The sequence below is a fragment of the Paenibacillus sp. GCM10027627 genome, from assembly GCF_042675505.1.
Lineage (GTDB): Bacteria > Bacillota > Bacilli > Paenibacillales > Paenibacillaceae > Pristimantibacillus.
The window spans coordinates 590,272-608,551 of the sequence record NZ_JBHTHB010000003.1 but is presented as its reverse complement, the minus strand read 5'-3'; the positions used below and the strand labels follow the sequence as shown (position 1 = coordinate 608,551).

Here is an 18,280-nt window from a genome sequence, read left to right as displayed (position 1 = left end):
GGACTGGGAGGTTTGTAATGAAGGTCAAACGAATCGTCGCCAATATAAATACGAAGGATATGAATGCAGCTAAATGCTTCTACCAGGATGTACTTGGCCTTGATTTAATGATGGATCATGGTTGGATTAGAACGTATGGTTTAAATGAGGAAATGGGAATTCAAATTAGCTTCGCGTCACAGGGCGGCTCGGAAACGTCTACGCCTGATCTATCGATTGAAGTCGATGATGTCGATGCTGCATTAGAAGGCATGAAGAGAGCTGGATTTCCGATCGAATATGGGCCTGTTGATGAGCCTTGGGGTGTTCGAAGATTCTATGTCCGCGATCCATTTGGCAAGCTAATCAACATTCTTGCTCATGTACACCATTTGCATTAGAAGGCGAGGCTGGACGAGAAGCTGGCGGAGGCAAACATGGAGGACCAAAACAGGGAGAAGACATCATGGCAACAAATATAATCGAACAATATTGGCAGTCGTATGCTCAAAAGGAAAATCTACATTTAGGAGTTTCTGCCGCTTGGATGTTTGGAGATGGCTCTAAAGAAATGGGCGATGAATTAGCGAAGCTTGTTGTGGATGGCATAAAAACGGCAACTTGTTCTGCGCACTGTGCATACGAATTTGAAAACGAGGAATTGCCGAAACAGGGACAATACGACATTATATTAGACGGAAGCAATTACCCTGTAGCTATTATTCAATACACCAACGTCGAACTTTGCAAAATGAATGAAGTAACGGCCGACTTTGCAAAAAAAGAAGGCGAAGGCGATTTAAGCTATACCTATTGGTATGAAGAGCATGTCAAATTTTTCACTTGGGAATTAGGTTTATACAATCTTACTTTTAGTGATGACTTAATGCTGGTGTGTCAAACTTTTCGAGTGGTTGATATTTATCAACAATCATAGATGAGATTTGAGTTAGGAACTATTTTTAAGTGAAGCATTAACAATTCCCTATCGCTGAGCCGAACGAAAAACAGTTAATTGTTGACTGATTTTCGCTCGGCTTTCTTTTTTTTTAAGCGAAATAAAGGTGAACAAGACCAAAAGTCCACATTTGTATATGCAATGTAAACACAAGTATATCGATGAGAGATTGCCCCCCTACTTATAATGAAAGTGCCGCAACAACTAAGCGTGGAAGCTAGTGCGGTAAACTATGCGCAATTTCAAGGGGGGTTCTTAGTGTATTTAAGGCATAGGGTTGTTTTTTTAATCTTTTTTGTTACCGCTTTCATAGCGATTGCCATTCCTGCGGATAGGTGGTCGAGCGCAGCAACAGGCAATTTGGCTCTAGGGAAGACGGCTTATTCGTCGTCAAATGAGGTAGATTTTTTTGGGCCTGAGAAAGCGGTTGACGGCGGTACCCAAAATGCGAGCCGATGGTCTTCGGAAAGAACGGATGACCAGTGGTTCTATGTTGATTTGGGCGAACCTGTAGAAATCGGAAGGGTGGTCGTCAACTGGCAGACTCCGGCGGAGCAGTATCAAGTTCTCGTATCCGACGATACGGTTTCCTGGAGGAACGTATTCACGGACAACCGGGTGCTCGTCGCCTCCGGGCCGGGTCAAGATACGGTCGTTTTCGAGCCGACAGTGGCGCGATACGTCAAGTTCCAAGGAGTAACGCGACGTCCTATTGAAGGCGTTTATTACGGATATTCCTTTTGGGAATTTGAGGTTTACAAAGGCAGACCGCTGCTGCCGCCGATGATGGAGGCTGTCAAAAACGGCATCGTCGTAGCGGAAGGAGACACTGTGCTTAATTTGCCGCCCGTGCCAGCCGGTTTTACGCTAACGCTGGTGAACACGGACAGCCTGCCGGTCATCGATGCGCAGGGCAATATCCATTCGCCGCTTGTCGATACTCAAATTCAGTTGCTGCTGCAAATTAAGAGCGACAGCGATCCCGCCTATCAACTAACGGATAATGCGCTTGTTACTGTGCCTGGCCTTTATAAGCAGACGAGCGACCGGAATCCTGAACCGCGCGTCATTCCTTCTTTGAGAGAATGGTTGGGCGCAACCGGCGATTTCCGCCTGACGGAGAGTTCAAAAATAGTTATTCGCACGGAGGATGAAGCGGCTCTTGGGGGGACAGCCGACATTTTGCAGCAGGACGTGCTTGATTTAACGGGGTTGTCGCTGGCGGTGACGGTCGGCTCTCCTGGGGCAGGAGACATCTATTTGGCGCTGGATGCCGCGCAAGCGAGATTGGGAGCGGAGGGTTATGGACTGAATATCGGCGAATATGCTTCCGTTGCTGCTTCCGATCAAACGGGAGTCATGTTCGGCACAAGAACGATTTTACAGCTGCTCGGTCACGCTGCTGATCATAAGACGATGCCCCAAGGGCAATCGCGCGATTATCCGAAATACCCGGATCGGGGCTTTATGCTCGATGTGGGCCGGAAGTTTTATACAATCGAGTTTTTGCGGGACTACGTCAAGCTGATGTCCTACTATAAGATGAACCGATTCCAGATTCATTTAAACGATGATGTCGGCGATGTCGGCTACTTCCGGCTGGAGAGCGAGAAATTTCCGGGAGTGACGAGCAAGGACGGCTTCTACACAAAGCAGCAATTCAGAGAGCTGCAGCTGCTTGGGATGGAATACGGCGTAAACGTCGTGCCGGAAATCGATACGCCGGGTCATTCCGGTGCTTTTATCGCCTACGATCCCCAGTTAGGAAGCCGTAATCAGCTAAATATCAATCGTCCGGAGACCATTGAATTTATAAAGGCTCTTTTTGACGAATATTTGGACGGCAGCAATCCAACCTTCGTCGGCCCGGACGTACATGTCGGCACGGATGAATATTTCGGCAGCGATAAGGAGGCATTCCGCAAGTACACGGATTTACTTCTTAATCATATTAACGGAAAAGGCAAGCGCGCCCGTCTGTGGGGCAGTCTTTCCGCATACGAAGGTACGACGCCGGTCAGCAGCAATGCGACGATGGACATCTGGTATGAGCCGTACGGAAGCGCCAAGCAGGCTATAGAACTCGGCTACGACATTATTAACACCAACACGAATTTACTGTATATCGTTCCGCAATTATATCGCAACTACTTGAATTATGATTTCATTTACAACGAATGGGAGCCTAACGATTGGCTGGAGACTAAGCTTCCTTATGCGCACCCGCAAGTAAAAGGCAGCATGTTTGCGCTTTGGAACGATGTGTCCGTAGAAAAAGGCGTCTCCATGGCGGATTCGCATCAGCGAATTTTGCCATCTATGCAAGCGTTGGCGGAGAAACTGTGGAGAGGCAACCGCATTGACCACAACTTCGCAAGCTTCCAGGCGGATGCAGCAAAGTACGTGGACCCGCCCAATGTTCATCTGTCCCATAAGCTCCAAGTCGGCAATGAGCGTCATATGGTGCTGGATTATACATTCGACGAAGGCTTCGGGGACGCTTCAGGCAACGGCTTTGACGGCAACGCGGTGAATGCAAGCGCGGAAAAGGGAGTTTTCGGTCAAGCCGTGAGACTAAACGGCGGGGCTAGCTACGTGGAAACACCGCTTCGCACGGTCGGGTTTGGGTGGACGATGTCCATGTGGATCAAGCCGGATGCCGACAATCCGCAAGGGGCCGTACTGTTGGAGTCTCCGGACGGACAGTTGAAATACAACATCGGGGGCAGCGGTAAAATAGCAATCACAAAAGAAAATTATGTAAGCGAATTCAATTACAGGCTGCCGACCGACCGTTGGACGCATGTGGTTATGACCGGCGACGACACAGGAACCTCCATCTTTATTAACGGCAGCGAGTATTCGGCTACTTTAAAGGATGGTTCTAAGCTGGAAACGTTCGTTTTGCCCGTCGCGAGGCTCGGCAGCTCAGCGCAAGCTTTCAAAGGCTTGATTGACGAGTTCACAGTATGGAACACCTACATGGACTTGCATGGAAACTTGGCTTTGCTAAAGCAAGCTGAATCGTCGCAGCCGGAATCGTCGTCCTACACGGCGGACAAAGCGATAGATGGCAGAGGGGATACGAGATGGTCCAGTGATTGGGTGGACGATGCTTGGTTCACGGTGGATTTGGGCGAAGTGAAAAACATTGATACGGTATCTATTTTGTGGCAAACCGCTTACGGATCGAAATATCGCATTTACGTATCTGAGGACAAGGTGAATTGGACGAACGTTGTGAAGGACAACAACGGCGAGATTAACGGCAAGCAGGGACGTGTCGTTACGACCTTCTCCAAAATGCCGGCCAGATATGTGAAATTCGAGGGCGTATCCAGAGCCACCATGTTCGGATATTCCTTTGAGGAATTTGAAGTGTACGGCGAGCAATATAAGCTGGGCAACAAACGGCCGATTATCGATCTGTTGACGACTATCGAGGCCGATAAGCTCGTGGAAACAAAATACTCCCCGGAGGGCTGGGCACAGCTTCAACAAGCGATGAGGCAAGCGATTGCGGCCATTCAGAACACTCAGCTGGCCCGAACGGAAGCCGAACAGGCCTATGATGGACTGAGCCTTGCGCGCGATCGTCTTACCATCGAAGATGTGATGGACCTGATCGAGCTTAACGTGAACGGAAGCATTGCATCGAATCTCTATCTTCCGCAGAAAGGACAGCTAGGCACGCGTATCGTTTGGAGCAGCTCGAAGCCCGATTATTTGAATGCCAACGGACAGTTGTTGAAACGTCCGCCAAGCGGGGCGAGCGACATGGAGGTTGTGCTGACTGCGACGATCAGTAAAGGAGCCGCTACTGCGGAGAAAACGTTCAAGGTCAAAATCAAAGCGCTATCCGGCGGCGGTGTATGGGTTCCGAATCCGGATATTCCAAGCCCGGGAGAGGGGCAAAACGGCGGTTCAAATCCGGGCGGCGCAGAAGAAGGCGGCGGCAACGGAGCAGAGCCCGGCGGATCGACGACGGTCCGACTAAACGATATTGCAAGCCATTGGGCCGAAGCTTCGATTAAGCGGGCCGTCAAGCTTGGATTTGTAGCCGGCTATACGGACGGGTCGTTCAAGCCATATCGGGCGGTTAGCAGAGACGAATTCATCGTCATGCTAGTCAAAGCTTTGAAGCTGCAAGGAGCCGATCATTCGCTGACCTTCGCGGACGCAGGCACGATACCAGCCTGGGCGAAGCCGCATATTGCTCAAGCCTTGGAATCCGGTCTGCTCAGCGGTTATGTGGATGGAACTTTTCGTCCGAAAGCTTCGATCAGCCGCGCGGAGATGGCTGCCATAATCGTACGCGGCTTGGGTGTGAAGCCTGCGGAAGGGCTTGAACTAACGTATGCCGACGCGGATCAAATTCCAGCTTGGGCGAGGCCTTATGTGGCGGCAGCTCAGATGGCGGGGGTCATGAACGGGCAAGGGGACAACCGATTTGCGCCGGCCGTATCGGCGACGCGAGCAGAGGCTGTGGTTGTCATTTTGAATATGGTGGACGCGCTTGAGAAGCTGAACGGGCAGAAGTAAAACTAACTTTGCATAGAAAGAGAGCGTGAGCTTAGATGAAAATAAGACGAAGTTTGACCGCTTTGCTGCTTGTCCCGGTTATGCTGTTATCGTTAATATCGTCCGTTTATGCCGAGGAGCCGGTCTTAGAAAGCAATGGATTCTATAATCTGGCTCAAGGGAAACCGTATGTTTGGGCGGAACAGCCGGAAGACGCTTTCCCGGACGACGGGACGAAGCTGACAGACGGCAATGCTGCTGATCCGTCGCGCGACAGCGGCAACTGGGTGGGCCACCGCAACAATAAATCCCGTTCGGTTGTATTTGATCTAGGCGCTAAAAAGACAGTCCAACAGGTGAGCGCCCGCTTCCTGCACGATTGGCCGGACAAGGATACGCTCGTACCGCTTACCGTTTCTTTTTACGTGTCGGACGATGGGGCGAACTGGGGCGTATTGTCCCACAATGCGACTAAATTGTTATGGGGCGACCAGACCAACATGGAGACGTATAAATGGGACGGCAGCGCGGAGACGGGAGTCGTCAAGCGAGGCGATTATGCGGAAGGACTAGTGTACGCCCGGTATGTAAAAGTGGTGTTCTCCATGCATTCAAAGGCATGGAGCATGATTGACGAAGTGACGATTACCGGCGCGGACGGTTTGATCGCCGGAGCTCAGACGGTGCCGCCCGAGCCTTATGCGCTTCAGCAAACAGGGGATGCTACTGGCGGGATTCAAAACCTGGGCTTGTTGTATAACGGACATTATGCGGACGGCACAGGAACTTGGACGAAGGAGCGGGTTATCCCTAATATTAGCTATGTGAACAAACAGGGTGAGCCTGTGGATTGGCTGTTCGACGGCGTGCTGTATCTGGGGCTGACGTCGGAGAACGGCAGAGGCTTCGGTGCGACTGAAGCGCCCGGCAAAGCTAGAAAAGCGGAATGGGAATGGTATTTGAATAAAACGTTTAACGTCGGCGGCGATATGAGCGCGTTGAACGAAGCGACGGTTGAGACGGGAGCGAAGCTTGGCCAGCCTAACCATAAGACGAAGGTTGTTTTGATGATTCCGGAGCCGGGTGAATATCAGTCCGACTTCGGCAGCATTAACGGTGAAAATCTGAACTTCAATGTGAGCGCGGTCGGCAATGCTGTATCGCTGGACAATCGGACAAAAGCGATTCAGTGGTGGATGGATGAAGTGCAGGCCAGATGGACGGCTGCTAATTACTCAAACCTAGAACTTGTCGGAATGTACTGGCTGGAAGAACAAATCAGCACTCATGCCACCGGCCCGGAAATGGTCAAGAGAGCAAGCGACATCGTTCATAACGCTGGCCTGAAGATGTTCTGGATTCCTCATTTCCTAGCCTATAAGGCATTCATGTGGAAGGATGTCGGCATTGATGCCGTATCTCTTCAGCCGAATTATTTTTTCGAAGAACTAAACCCCTCGCGTCTTGAAGATACGGCAGATATGGCGAAACGGTACGGAATGTCGCTGGAGCTGGAATTCGACGACCGAATGATCAACGACGCCGTTTTTCGCGAGCGGTTCATTGAGTATTTGAACAGCGGAGTGGATACAGGGCTGATGCAGCAAGGGTATAAAGCCTATTATCAGGGCAACAACGCCGTTTACAACGCGGCGAAAAGCGCGGACCCCGCTACCCGAGTGCTCTACGATTGGCTGTATCAATTCGCGAAAGGCACTTATCAAAAGCAAGACGCCGCTCCGCCCGACGTTGTCGCGCTCATGAACGGGCAGCCGATCTCGGAGCATTCGATTGTGCCCGATACGACCCAGGCCGCCTTTACCTGGACTGTTCCGGAAGATAACGGAAGCGGGATTGTCAAAGTAACGGCCAAGTATGATGGTAAGCCTTATACACAAGGAACTGTAGTGGATCTAACGGGCAAGCCGGGCAAGCATGTCTTGGAGTTGACGGTGGCGGCCGCCAAATCCAAGACGGTTAAGTTTGTGATCGAAGCTCGCTTAGGCGCCGACGGCTTGCTTGCTCTTGTTGACAAGTACGCAGGCAATAATCAGCTGAGCCATGCCGACACGAACCGCGCTATGCGCAACGCTTTGATTATGATGGGGCGTACGCAAGAGAGCGATCCTGAGCAAGCCAAGCGGTATTTGAAGGCATTCAATGCGAAGCTGGAAGAGGCCAAAAGCCTTGGGTTTGTATCGGAGGGAGCTTATACGGCGATGAAGGAAGGCGTTTATTTCGAGATTGGAAGCATCGCTGAAGACAAACATGCAGAGGCTTCCTCAGTGGAAGCGACAGGTTTGGAGGCGGCGAAAGCGCTGGACGGAGCACCGGCTACTCGCTGGGCGAGTGAGGTGCGGGAGACGGCATGGTTCCAGGTCGATCTGGGGGGTCTGCAAACCTTCGATACCATTCGTATGGATTGGGAATATGCGCGAGCGGACCAATACCGTCTAACCGTCTCGGAAGATAAGCAGAGTTGGCGTCCCTTGAGCGTCGGCAACAATGGCGTGGTTAAAGCGGCCGATGGCAAAAACACGCTAGTATTCCCGGCAACGACGGCACGATATATTAAGCTTGAGGGACTGAATCGGGCAACGTTCTACGGTTATTCCTTTTATGAATTCGGCGTGTACGATCTTGCCCTGGAGCAAGAGCTTAAGACGCTGGACGGCATACGAGCCGCCGCGGATGCCGCTACGAAAAAGGTCGCCATCGACGGGCTCGTTATGAACGGCAAGAAGGAACATTTGTATGTCAAAGTGCTCGACCCGAGCGGCAGCATTCAATATGCCGGCCAGACGAACGCCGGGGATGATGGAAGCTTCCGGATCGAGTTTACGCTTAACGGAGAAGCGGAGGGACTTTATACAGTCGAGCTCGAAACCGATGACATGACGACACCCGAACGGACAACTTTCGAATATCGTAAGCCGCCTTCCAACGGCGGGGGCAATGGAGGCAGCGGTGCAGGAGGCAGTCCGACACCGAATCCGTTTACCTCGCAAGCGGACGGATCAGTCAAAGCCGTTCTCGTCCCTACGCTGGATGGCAAACAGGCTGTAGCTTCGGTCGGAGCGTCGGATCTGAACAACGGCATTAGCAAGTCATCGGCCGACAGCAACGGCGACAAACATGTTCATATTGAATTGAAGCCGTCGAATGCGGCAGGCAGTTATGCGCTGGAACTTCCCGCGTCCCGGATGATGGATCATTCTAATTTGATCCTGCATGTTACCACGCCATACGCCCAGCTTATTTTGGCCGGCGACATGCTGGCTGGAATGAAGGCGAATGCCGGGAAGCTGCTCGTTACAGTAAGCGATCAATCGGGCGAGTATCGCGGTAATGAAGCGGCAGGCCGTATCGGAAACAGGCCGATCGTGCAAGTTGCGCTGCAACTGGACGGGAAGTCTTTGGCGTGGAGCAATTCGAAGGCGCCTATCCCAATTGCGATTCCGTATTCACTGAAGGCGGGAGAGCAGGCGGCTAAGCTGCAAGCCTACGAGTTGACGACGGGAGGTCGCGCAGCGGCAATCCAAGGCGCATCTTATGATCAAGACAAGGGTGTGCTGCGGTTCTCCATTGACCATGTCGGCGTCTATGCCGTCGGCGGAACAAAGCCAGCTGCGTTCACCGATTTGGGCAAGCATGAATGGGCGCGCGAGGCCATTGAGGAGTTGGCTGAAAGAGGGGTCGTCAAAGGCACTTCGATCGAAAACGGCACCTTCAGCCCTGCAAGCCCGGTAACGCGTGCGGATTTTGCTCTGATGGTGGTGAACATGCTTGACCTTCGCGCCGATATTACCTCGACTTTCACAGATGTGCAGCCGAAGGATTATTATTACGATGCGGTTTCTATCGCCAAGCAACTGGGCATTGTATCTGGAGTGAATGAGGTCCATTTCGCCCCTCGCGATCCGATCAGCCGCCAAGACGCTATGGTTATGCTAATTCGAGCGCTGCAAAAGACTGGCGCCATCAAGCCGTCTGCATCCGGTTCATCGCTTGAAGGCTACAGTGATCTGAGCCAGATCGAGCCATATGCTGAAGATAGCGTGGCAGCGATGCTTGAGCTTGGGCTGGCCGCGGGCTCCGACGGCTATATGATGCCGAAGAGGATGACCAGCAGAGCGGAAGCGGCGACGTTCCTGTATCGTGCTCTTCAACTGGTCGAGGGGTAGCAGTCTACTAACTTATAAACTATTTAATCAAAAAAAGTGCTGAGATCGTTGCTTGACGGCATACGATCTCAGCACTTACATATATCAAACTAAAAATTATGGGAGAAATGCTGTATCGAGAGTATGAATCGTAGTAAAAGCATGAGCTAAAACGACAACCGTATACGTACCATAAGGGAGGCTCGGTACAGTGTATCTGTCTAACATATTATTGGACTCGAAAACAATTTGTCCACTGCTATTTTTAATTTCGACTCCCCACCATATAAAACTAGAGCTGTAATGAGTACTTCCAGTAACATCGACGATTAGCTGTCCCCCGCCGGTAATGCTTTTTGTTTCAGCGGTATACCAAGGAAAACTAGGTGCAACATTCGCAACTGGCGCTGCTGCTGATATTGGCACAACCGATAGCAGTAACGCACAGCTTAACAACGTAGAAAACCACACTTTTTTCATCTTTGTCACGCTCCTTTTTAATTTAGCTCACAACGAACGCCTTAACTACCCTCCATTTCTCTTATAAAATTGTAAATATATGTTTCGTCGTCATTTTAACATAAACGATTTCCATATGTATCTAGTGCCGTTTAGCTATTTAAGAGGTGTTTAATTGATTCTTTTGTCGACTAGAACGTATATGGATATGGTGTTTGGTTAGGGTGCCAACTGCCCCGAAAGGAGTTTATAAGGGTGTTTTAGGAAGTTAATTTCCCCATGAACAAGCTTCCAATCACTTCAATCCGATAACCGATCTAATTTATCTAAATAAAATAGGATTGCCTTACTATAGTTTTGAATCCCTTCATTTTCGCTTGTTTCTGTTGTTAAGCTTGTCTACCAAGAAGACTAACCTTGGAGGCGGGCTTTTTGACTTTCAGAGAACAAAATTTATTTACTTACCGACATACGGAAATGGCCCATCCATCTCATTAACACCCATCTCATCCATTCATCCTCAGTTATCAATGTTGAATCTGCGTTATATCCACTGGGGACGAAATCCATTACGCTAGACATACAGCAAGAGGGCATTACTTGACAGCGCTTTCGAGATACCGAGTTCAATGATAAATGGGAGGGATCTACTCATGAAGTTGTCTTTCAGAAGGATAATAAGCCCCGCAATTGTAGCCGTGATGACAGCTGCGCTATTGAGCGCTTGCAGCACGTCGGAGCCTGCTAAACCATCGACAGGAACTACCGACGCACCAAGCGCGAGCACCAAACCGTTCGAAGGTCAGAAGCTTTCTATTATTACAGCCAACCATCCTTGGGGAGACGCCATCAAAACGTTGGTTCCACAATTTGAAGAAAAAACGGGGATCAAGGTAGACATCCAAAGCTTCTTCGAAGATCAGCTCACCCAAAAGCTCACTGTACAATTCACCGCAGGCTCTAATACTCCGGATGTGTTCATGTTCCGCCCGATGCAGGATATTAAACTCTTTTATCAAAATGGCTGGGTTCAAGCTGTAGACGAGTTTGCGAAAAGAGATGCGAGCTACGATTTAGCCGACTTCTCGAAAACATCCATCAGCTCGACTACTGTCGACGGCAAACTGGCAGGCATTCCGATTATAACGGAACAGCATATTCTCTACTACCGCAAGGACCTGCTCGAGCAGGCTAATATTCCAGTACCGAAGACGATGGATGAGTTAAAAGAAGCGGCTAAGAAGCTGCATGATCCCAAAAATGAAATGTACGGTTTCGTTTCTCGCGGCCAGCGCTCTCCGTTAGTCGGGCAAATCTCCTCGTTTATTTATTCCGAAGGCGGCGATTTCACGAGCGGCGACAAGGCTACCGTCAATACGCCTGAAGCGATTAAAGGGATGACGACTTACGCTAATTTGCTGAAAGATTTTGCACCGCCAGGAGTGTTGAATATGTCTTGGCCGCAAGCCATCGGTATATTTGCACAAGGTAAAGTCGCTTTCTTTGCAGATGCCAATTCAATTTATCAAAATGCGATTGATCCTGAGAAATCGACGATAGCCGATAAAGTGGGATACGCTCAGTTCCCAGCCGGCAGTGCGGGCTCCCAGCCTTTTAACATTACCTCGTGGGGGATAGCGATGAATGCCAAGTCGGAGGTGAAAGATGCAGCATGGGAATTCATGCAATGGGCTACGAGCAAAGAGATTGTACTCGCTACGCAGAAAAAAGGGAATCCAGGCCCACGATTATCCGTGTGGGGAGACCCGGAAGGCATTACCGCTTATCCACAGCAGCTCGCGGAAGTGACAAGAGAAACGCAGAAGGGCGGAGTCGATCACTCCTTGCCGCAAATCAAAAGCGTGACTGAAGCTCGCGATATTATAGGCTCAATCGTACAAAAGGCGATTAGCGGCGAAGACATTAAAGCGGCAGCCGATCAAGCCAATCAAGAGCTGCAGACGTTAATGGACAAAGATAACGGGAAATAACCGAAACGAAAGCGGGGGGTTATTCCAAAAGTAAATATGGCTGACAACAATTGAGCAGGACATATGCTGGAGAAGCGCTAGCGTTCGCCTTTGTACCTGGATACAACAGCGATCGGAAGCATATGTCTTGCGCAGTTTGGTTTGCAGCCATACAAGCTTCTGGGGCAGCCTCTTTCTTTTTGGAGAAGTATACCTACACCCATGAGAAAGGATTTGATCGGAAGTGGCGACCAACTGGTTCGATCGCAATTTGAAATGGATTTATACCCTCCCTGCGGTTTTGTTCGTGCTGCTTATGATGGTGTTTCCCATCCTATACACCGTAAGGATCAGCTTCTTTGAATGGAGTATGTCGGCAGCATCGCCGCCGAAATGGGTCGGATTAGCCAACTATATCACGTTGCTGACCGAGGAACGATTTTGGAAATCGGTCCAAAGCACATTTACATTCACGCTTGGCGCCATCATTATCGAAACCTTTTTGGGCGTCGCCATCGCCTTGCTGCTTTTCAGAAACTTCCGCGGTAAAAATGTAGCCAAAACGATCTTTCTACTTCCAATGGTAGCAACGCCCGTCGCGATGGGACTCGTATGGCTGCTTATTTATGAACCAACGATCGGCGCTGCCAACACCTTTCTAAAGGGAATAGGATTGGATCCGCAGCTGTGGATTGCCTCCCCTACGCAGGCATTGCCTTCTTTGATTTTGATTGACGTTTGGCAATGGACGCCGATGATTTCATTAATCGTTATGGCCGGCTTATCTACACTGCCTTCGGAACCTTACGAAGCGGCGGATGTCGATGGAGCATCGAAGTGGCAAAAGCTTATTCACATCACCTTGCCTATGCTGAAGCAGACCATTATCGTAGCAGTAATGCTGCGGCTTATCGACGTGCTCAAAACATTCGATATTATTTACGCGACGACACAAGGCGGGCCAAACAATGTATCCGAGACGCTCAATATTTATGGCTACACGCTGGGCTTCCAATATTTTAAATTAGGGACGGCTTCATCGCTGCTCGTTCTGTTCTTCGCTTTAGTCATGGGCGCTACCCTTCTTATGATCTGGATCCGCAAGCGGATGGAGGCATCGTCATGAAACAACAAAAAAGAATGTATGCGATTATTTTTTCGCTCACTACGTTGGTCGTGCTGCTAGCCTTCTCCTTCCCGTTCATCTGGATGCTGCTCGCATCGTTTAAGACGCAAGCGCAAATTATGTCCACGGAGCAGTTTTTTGTGTTCAAGCCTACTTTTAACAACTATATCAATGTATTTAAGGAATATGATTTTTTGAAATTCGTAAACAATAGTTTTGTTGTCGCGGCAGGCTCAACGATTGGCTCGCTTATTTTAGGGCTGCCAGCCGCTTATGCCATCGCTCGTTATCGACTGCACAGCCTTGGTTTAATTATATTGGTTGCCCGAATTGTACCGGGGATTTCATTCTTGATTCCTTGGTTCATCATCTTTTCAAAAGTGGGGCTTGTGGACACGTACACGGCACTTATTTTGAGCCATATGCTTGTAGGTTTGCCTTTTATTATTTGGGTCATGATTTCCTTTTTTGAAGGACTGCCGCAAGAAATTGAGGAAGCGGGCCTCATCGACGGATGTACTCGTTCAGGTGTGTTCACACGGGTTGTACTGCCCATATCGGTTCCAGGAATCATTACTTCATCGCTATTATCGTTCATTTTCTCTTGGAACAACTTTATGTTTTCGGTCATCCTGGCCGGAGACAAAACAAAAACGCTGCCGATAGCCGTATTTAATTTTTTATCTTATTCGGAAATCAATTGGGGAGCTTTGATGGCGGCGGCTTGTATCATTACATTGCCCGTTCTTATTATTGCCTTGCTCGCTCAACGATATATTGTAAGCGGTCTTGCGTCAGGCGCAGTGAAGGGATAAGCTAATCCTCATAGACCACTGGGATAAGAGGCGGTAACGATGACGACTGGCAGACCGACGATCTTTAGTAAAATCATTGTGTTAATTGTAGTGTTGGTCACTCCCGTGCTTATTCTTTATATTTACACCAATAGGGTCAGCGTGGACGTCGTTCAAGACGAAATTCAGTCGTCAAACCTCAGCCAGCTGTCCTTTTTTCTGCAACAATTTGATACAACCGTAGAGCAGCTTGCTATGTTTCCGGGTATTTTAGGTTCGGATCCTTACTTGCGCGATTTTTTGGAAAATCGTTCCGACAAACCGTTCGACCGAATTACGGAGCAGACTCGAATTACCGAAAAATTAAGCTTGCAAAGCGTTTCCAGCGCTTGGACGAATGATCTTACGGTCTATATGCCGAAGGAAAAACAAGCCGTATCCTCCAATTTGCTGATGAGCTATAACGAAGAGGACATTAGAACCTTTGCCCCTCTGCTGGGCTGGACCTATGACTCTAGCAAACGTGAAGAAGCTAGGCAGCCGGGAGCGCGCTTTGTTCGGCAAATCGTCGAGCCCTATGGAGCTACATCCATCTCCCAAATCCGCACGATGATCCAAGTCAGCTTTTCCGACAGCAATATAACCGCCATGCTGGATCAGGTGAAGTCAGGAGGAAAGGGAGACCCTTTCTTTTACCGCTTTGGCAAGCCGTCTATTGGAAGCAGCACAAAAAATAACGCTAGAATCGAGGAACTGATTCCTTTCTTAAATGCTAAGCATTTGGGGGATTCGGGCAGCTTATTTACGAAGCTGGAAGGCAAACAGCATGCCGTCTTTTATGTAAAATCCGCCCAACTAGACTGGTATTTAATTAACTACGTTCCTGTACAGGATATATTAGCCCCAATTAAACAAACGAATATACTCTTCTATACAACAATCGTATTGCTTCTCGTTATGAGTTTCCTAGTCGCTTATTTCTTATATCGCAACGTTCAGCGGCCGATTCGTAAACTCGTACAAGGTGTTCAGCGCCTGAAAAAAGGCGATTTATCGGCAAGGCTCCGTTTTCAGCCGCATAACGAATTTGATTTCCTCTTCGATCGATTCAATGAAATGGCGGAGCAGATTCAGGATCTGATTGAGCGCGTATACGCAGAAAAGCTAAGGCTGCACGAAGCAACCGTGAAGCAGCTTCAAGCGCAAATTAATCCGCATTTTTTGTACAACAGTTTGTTTTTTGTCATCAATACGGCCAAGCTTGGAGACACTCCCGCTGTTGTCGCTATGGCTCAAAATTTAGCCGAATACTATCGATATTCTACTCGTATGGAATTGCAAACGACCGCTTTTCGCGAAGAAATCAAACTCATTGAAAATTACTTAACGATCCATAATTTACGGATGCAGAGGCTCTATTACGAAATTAATATTCCAGAATATATGTTGGATGTTCAGGTTCCCCGCCTTTTAATACAGCCGATAGTGGAGAACGCAATAGTACATGGTGTAGAAAAAAAACCGGGCGAAGGCATTATTCTCATTACAGGGGACCAGCGTGACGACTACTATACGATTACGATAGAAGATAACGGCCCCGGTATGGAACCTGCCGATCTGCATGAATTGGAAAAACAATTGACAAGACCGATGGACACCGAAGCCAGTTGCGGAGTATGGAATGTGCATAAACGCCTTCATTATATGTATGGGGACGGAGAGGGTGGCGGGATTACGCTTGCTTCAAGCAAGCTCGGCGGACTAAAAGTCACATTGACATGGAAAAGGGGCGAAGGGGATGTCACAGCTCTTAATCGTGGATGATGAGTCGCATGTCGTAGAACGATTAGCAGAACTTGTACCTTGGGAGCAGGTCGGAGTGGTTACCGTACACAAAGCCTATTCCGCTGATGAAGCTATCGAAAAGCTGCATGAGCATCCCATTGATGTGGTCATTACCGATATTCACATGCCTGGTATGACGGGTCTTGAGCTGTCCGCTCTGATCAAAATAAAATGGAAAAAGATCCAGTGCATTTTGCTGTCGGGATATGCTGAGTTCGAGTACGCCAAGGAAGCGATCCATCAAGGCGCTTCGAGTTATTTGTTAAAACCGGTTACCGACGAAGAATTGCTCGCTACTGTCTCTGCGGCTTTGCAGAAACTTAAGGCCGAGTGGGAGCAAGTGCTCTCCAGCGGCAAAGTGTCACGTACCTTGCGTGAGAACTTACCCCAGCTTCGTGCCAACCTGCTCAATGAGCTGCTGCAGGGAAGAAGGCTTAATGATTCCGAGCTGCAGGATAAATTGAGTATGCTACAGCTGCCTGACTTTCATGGGGAAGCGTTTTGGTCCATGCTGGTGCGGCTCGAAGAACCCTTTTACGGCTATGATTCCCGAAATCTTGCACTTGTAGAGTATGCGGTTGGAAACATTGCCGAGGAGCTGTTTGCTCCCCAATTTGAGTTATGGCACGGGAAAGATTCGCATGATTATCTCGTCTTCCTAGTAAAGCTTCGAAACAAAAAGGAAGATAACGTGCTGACTCCTATGGATGAAAATGATTCTTTACATGTGATGGAGCTTGTCGCTACACAGCTGCAAACCGTGATTCATACCCACTTAAAAGGTTCTGCTTCCATTCTAATAAGCCGTAAAGGGGTTTTTCCAGATGATTTATCCGAGCTTTACAACAGCACCCTTACGACACTAAGAAAACGGATTGGCACCGAACAGGACTTAATTGTGACCTTTGCGGAGGAACAGGCGGAATGTATGGAGATGCGATCTATTCCTTCCCTTTATGAGATGCCTACGCTCGCACAATTGTTGGAAGCAGGACAGTGGACGGCAGCACATGACCGTTTAGAGCTCATTATGAGGGAGCTTAAAGGCAAACGAGTGGAGCTGCAGGAACATTTGCTGGAAGTGTTTGTTGCGATTGCATCAGCCGCTTCCTATTTTTCGCATAAAAATGGGCGCCCTTTATCCGAATTAATCGGCAAGAGCTACAATAAGCTCGTTCAAGGCACTCCACACCGATCCTATCAACAGCTTTATGAATGGTCTTTCGATGTACTGAGTTGTTTGCGCTGTTGTAATGAGGTAGAGGTGCGGGATTCTAGAGCGAAGCTCATTGCTGAAGTGAATCAATTTATAGAACAGCATTTATCGGGCGATGTGTCTTTAACGGCGATCTCCGAGCATGTATTTATGCATCCGGTGTATATCTCAAAAATTTATAAGCTGGAAACCGGCGAAAATTTAAGCGATTATGTATATCGAATCCGAATCGAAAAAGCGGCGCATATGCTCTTATCCTCCTCAGACAAAGTGTATGAAATCGCAGCGCAAATTGGTTATCAGCGAGCTCACTCCTTCATTAATGTGTTCAAAAAGCATACTGGCTTAACTCCACAGGAGTATCGGGATGCTTATACTTAAATCAATCACATAAACGAACAGAAGGAAGCTGCCAGTGCTCATTGGCAGCTTCTTTGCGTTAACGGCAGGCTAGAGGGAAATGTGAAATGAGTGTTAGAGCAAATGCCATTGACAATTTTACTACTACGTGTTACTTTATAGCTGTAGTAAGTATTACAGTATACCGGCTGTGCAGAATTACAAGGAGTGATTGTAGTGGAAAACCTAACGGAAATGTTAAAAGGGTCGCTTGAGGGCTGCGTCCTTGAAATTATAAGCCGCAATGAAATTTACGGTTATGAAATTACGCGGCGGCTGAACGCTCTCGGCTTCACAGATGTGGTGGAAGGAACGGTGTACACCATTCTGATTCGGCTAGAAAAAAACAAGTTGGTCGATGTCACCAAAAAGCCGTCCGACATGGGACCGCCGCGCAAATTTTTTGTGCTCAACGACGCAGGGCGCGAGGAACTACGGAAGTTCTGGGAGAAATGGGAATTCGTTTCATCAAAGATTAACGAGCTAAAGGAGGAGAACTCATGAGTTTTTGGGATAAAATTACTGGTAACGATATGACTAGAGAAATGAAAGCTTTTGATTCGCGAGCCAAAGAGCTTCCGGCTGAATATCAATTGGCATGGGAAGAAATGAACATCGATCTTTGGCAGCGCGCGGATTTCACCGGCCGCAACCTTATGCCCATTTTTGACGGTGTGCTTGGTCTGCTTGAACAATCGGCGGCGGACGGCCAGAGTATCCAAGAGGTTTTGGGTGACGATATTAAAGGCTTCTGTTCAGCGCTGGCTGGAGAAGAAGGGGCAAAGTCTTTGCGCGACAAATGGCGCGAGCAGCTCAACAATACTATCGCTAAAAAATTAGGCAAATAGGG

Annotated in this window: 13 protein-coding genes; 12 read left to right on the top strand and 1 reads right to left on the bottom strand. The window is 48.8% G+C overall.

Features of this window, described 5'->3' with window-relative positions; genetic code table 11:
* Window positions 1-17 precede the first annotated feature (17 nt).
* From ACFQZE_RS14480 to ACFQZE_RS14465, 4 genes are all read left to right on the top strand, one after another.
* Window positions 18-380, top strand: a complete 363-nt coding sequence (locus tag ACFQZE_RS14480) for a VOC family protein (protein WP_379358118.1) — start codon at window positions 18-20, stop codon at window positions 378-380.
* 65 nt (window positions 381-445) lie between these two features.
* Window positions 446-916, top strand: coding sequence for an ASCH domain-containing protein (locus ACFQZE_RS14475; protein ID WP_379358116.1), 471 nt, complete (start codon window positions 446-448; stop codon window positions 914-916).
* Between the two features lie 279 nt (window positions 917-1,195).
* Complete coding sequence (locus ACFQZE_RS14470; protein WP_379358114.1) at window positions 1,196-5,479, top strand: discoidin domain-containing protein; 4,284 nt, start codon at window positions 1,196-1,198, stop codon at window positions 5,477-5,479.
* Window positions 5,480-5,514: 35 nt separating this feature from the next.
* Entirely contained in the window at window positions 5,515-9,642 is a 4,128-nt protein-coding gene (locus tag ACFQZE_RS14465) for a DUF4855 domain-containing protein (RefSeq protein ID WP_379358112.1), read from the top strand.
* A gap of 96 nt (window positions 9,643-9,738) precedes the next feature.
* Here the strand turns inward: ACFQZE_RS14465 and ACFQZE_RS14460 are convergent, their stop codons facing one another.
* Window positions 9,739-10,101, bottom strand: coding sequence for a hypothetical protein (locus tag ACFQZE_RS14460; RefSeq protein WP_379358110.1), 363 nt, complete (start codon window positions 10,099-10,101; stop codon window positions 9,739-9,741).
* A 632-nt stretch (window positions 10,102-10,733) separates the two neighbouring features.
* On the opposite strand from ACFQZE_RS14460, the gene ACFQZE_RS14455 reads away from it, so the two are divergent.
* From ACFQZE_RS14455 to ACFQZE_RS14420, 8 genes are all read left to right on the top strand, one after another.
* The gene (locus tag ACFQZE_RS14455; RefSeq protein ID WP_379358108.1) at window positions 10,734-12,071 is read left to right on the top strand and encodes an ABC transporter substrate-binding protein; all 1,338 of its coding nucleotides are present in this window, start codon (window positions 10,734-10,736) and stop codon (window positions 12,069-12,071) included.
* Between the two features lie 50 nt (window positions 12,072-12,121).
* A complete protein-coding gene (locus tag ACFQZE_RS14450; protein WP_379358106.1) occupies window positions 12,122-12,325 on the top strand; it encodes a hypothetical protein in 204 nt (67 codons plus the stop codon).
* A complete protein-coding gene (locus ACFQZE_RS14445) occupies window positions 12,295-13,176 on the top strand; it encodes a carbohydrate ABC transporter permease (RefSeq protein WP_379358104.1) in 882 nt (293 codons plus the stop codon). The genes ACFQZE_RS14450 and ACFQZE_RS14445 overlap by 31 nt, the downstream gene beginning before the upstream one ends.
* Entirely contained in the window at window positions 13,173-13,991 is an 819-nt protein-coding gene (locus tag ACFQZE_RS14440) for a carbohydrate ABC transporter permease (protein ID WP_379358102.1), read from the top strand. The genes ACFQZE_RS14445 and ACFQZE_RS14440 overlap by 4 nt, the downstream gene beginning before the upstream one ends.
* A gap of 39 nt (window positions 13,992-14,030) precedes the next feature.
* Window positions 14,031-15,794 (top strand): sensor histidine kinase, encoded by a 1,764-nt coding sequence (locus tag ACFQZE_RS14435; RefSeq protein ID WP_379358100.1) that lies wholly within the window; start codon window positions 14,031-14,033, stop codon window positions 15,792-15,794.
* Window positions 15,769-17,412 (top strand): response regulator, encoded by a 1,644-nt coding sequence (locus tag ACFQZE_RS14430; protein ID WP_379358098.1) that lies wholly within the window; start codon window positions 15,769-15,771, stop codon window positions 17,410-17,412. Before ACFQZE_RS14435 ends, ACFQZE_RS14430 begins: the two co-directional genes overlap by 26 nt.
* A gap of 213 nt (window positions 17,413-17,625) precedes the next feature.
* Entirely contained in the window at window positions 17,626-17,934 is a 309-nt protein-coding gene (locus ACFQZE_RS14425; RefSeq protein WP_379358237.1) for a PadR family transcriptional regulator, read from the top strand.
* Window positions 17,931-18,278: a DUF1048 domain-containing protein gene (locus ACFQZE_RS14420; RefSeq protein WP_379358096.1), complete on the top strand. Its 348-nt coding sequence runs from the start codon at window positions 17,931-17,933 to the stop codon at window positions 18,276-18,278. The genes ACFQZE_RS14425 and ACFQZE_RS14420 overlap by 4 nt, the downstream gene beginning before the upstream one ends.
* Window positions 18,279-18,280: the final 2 nt, after the last annotated feature.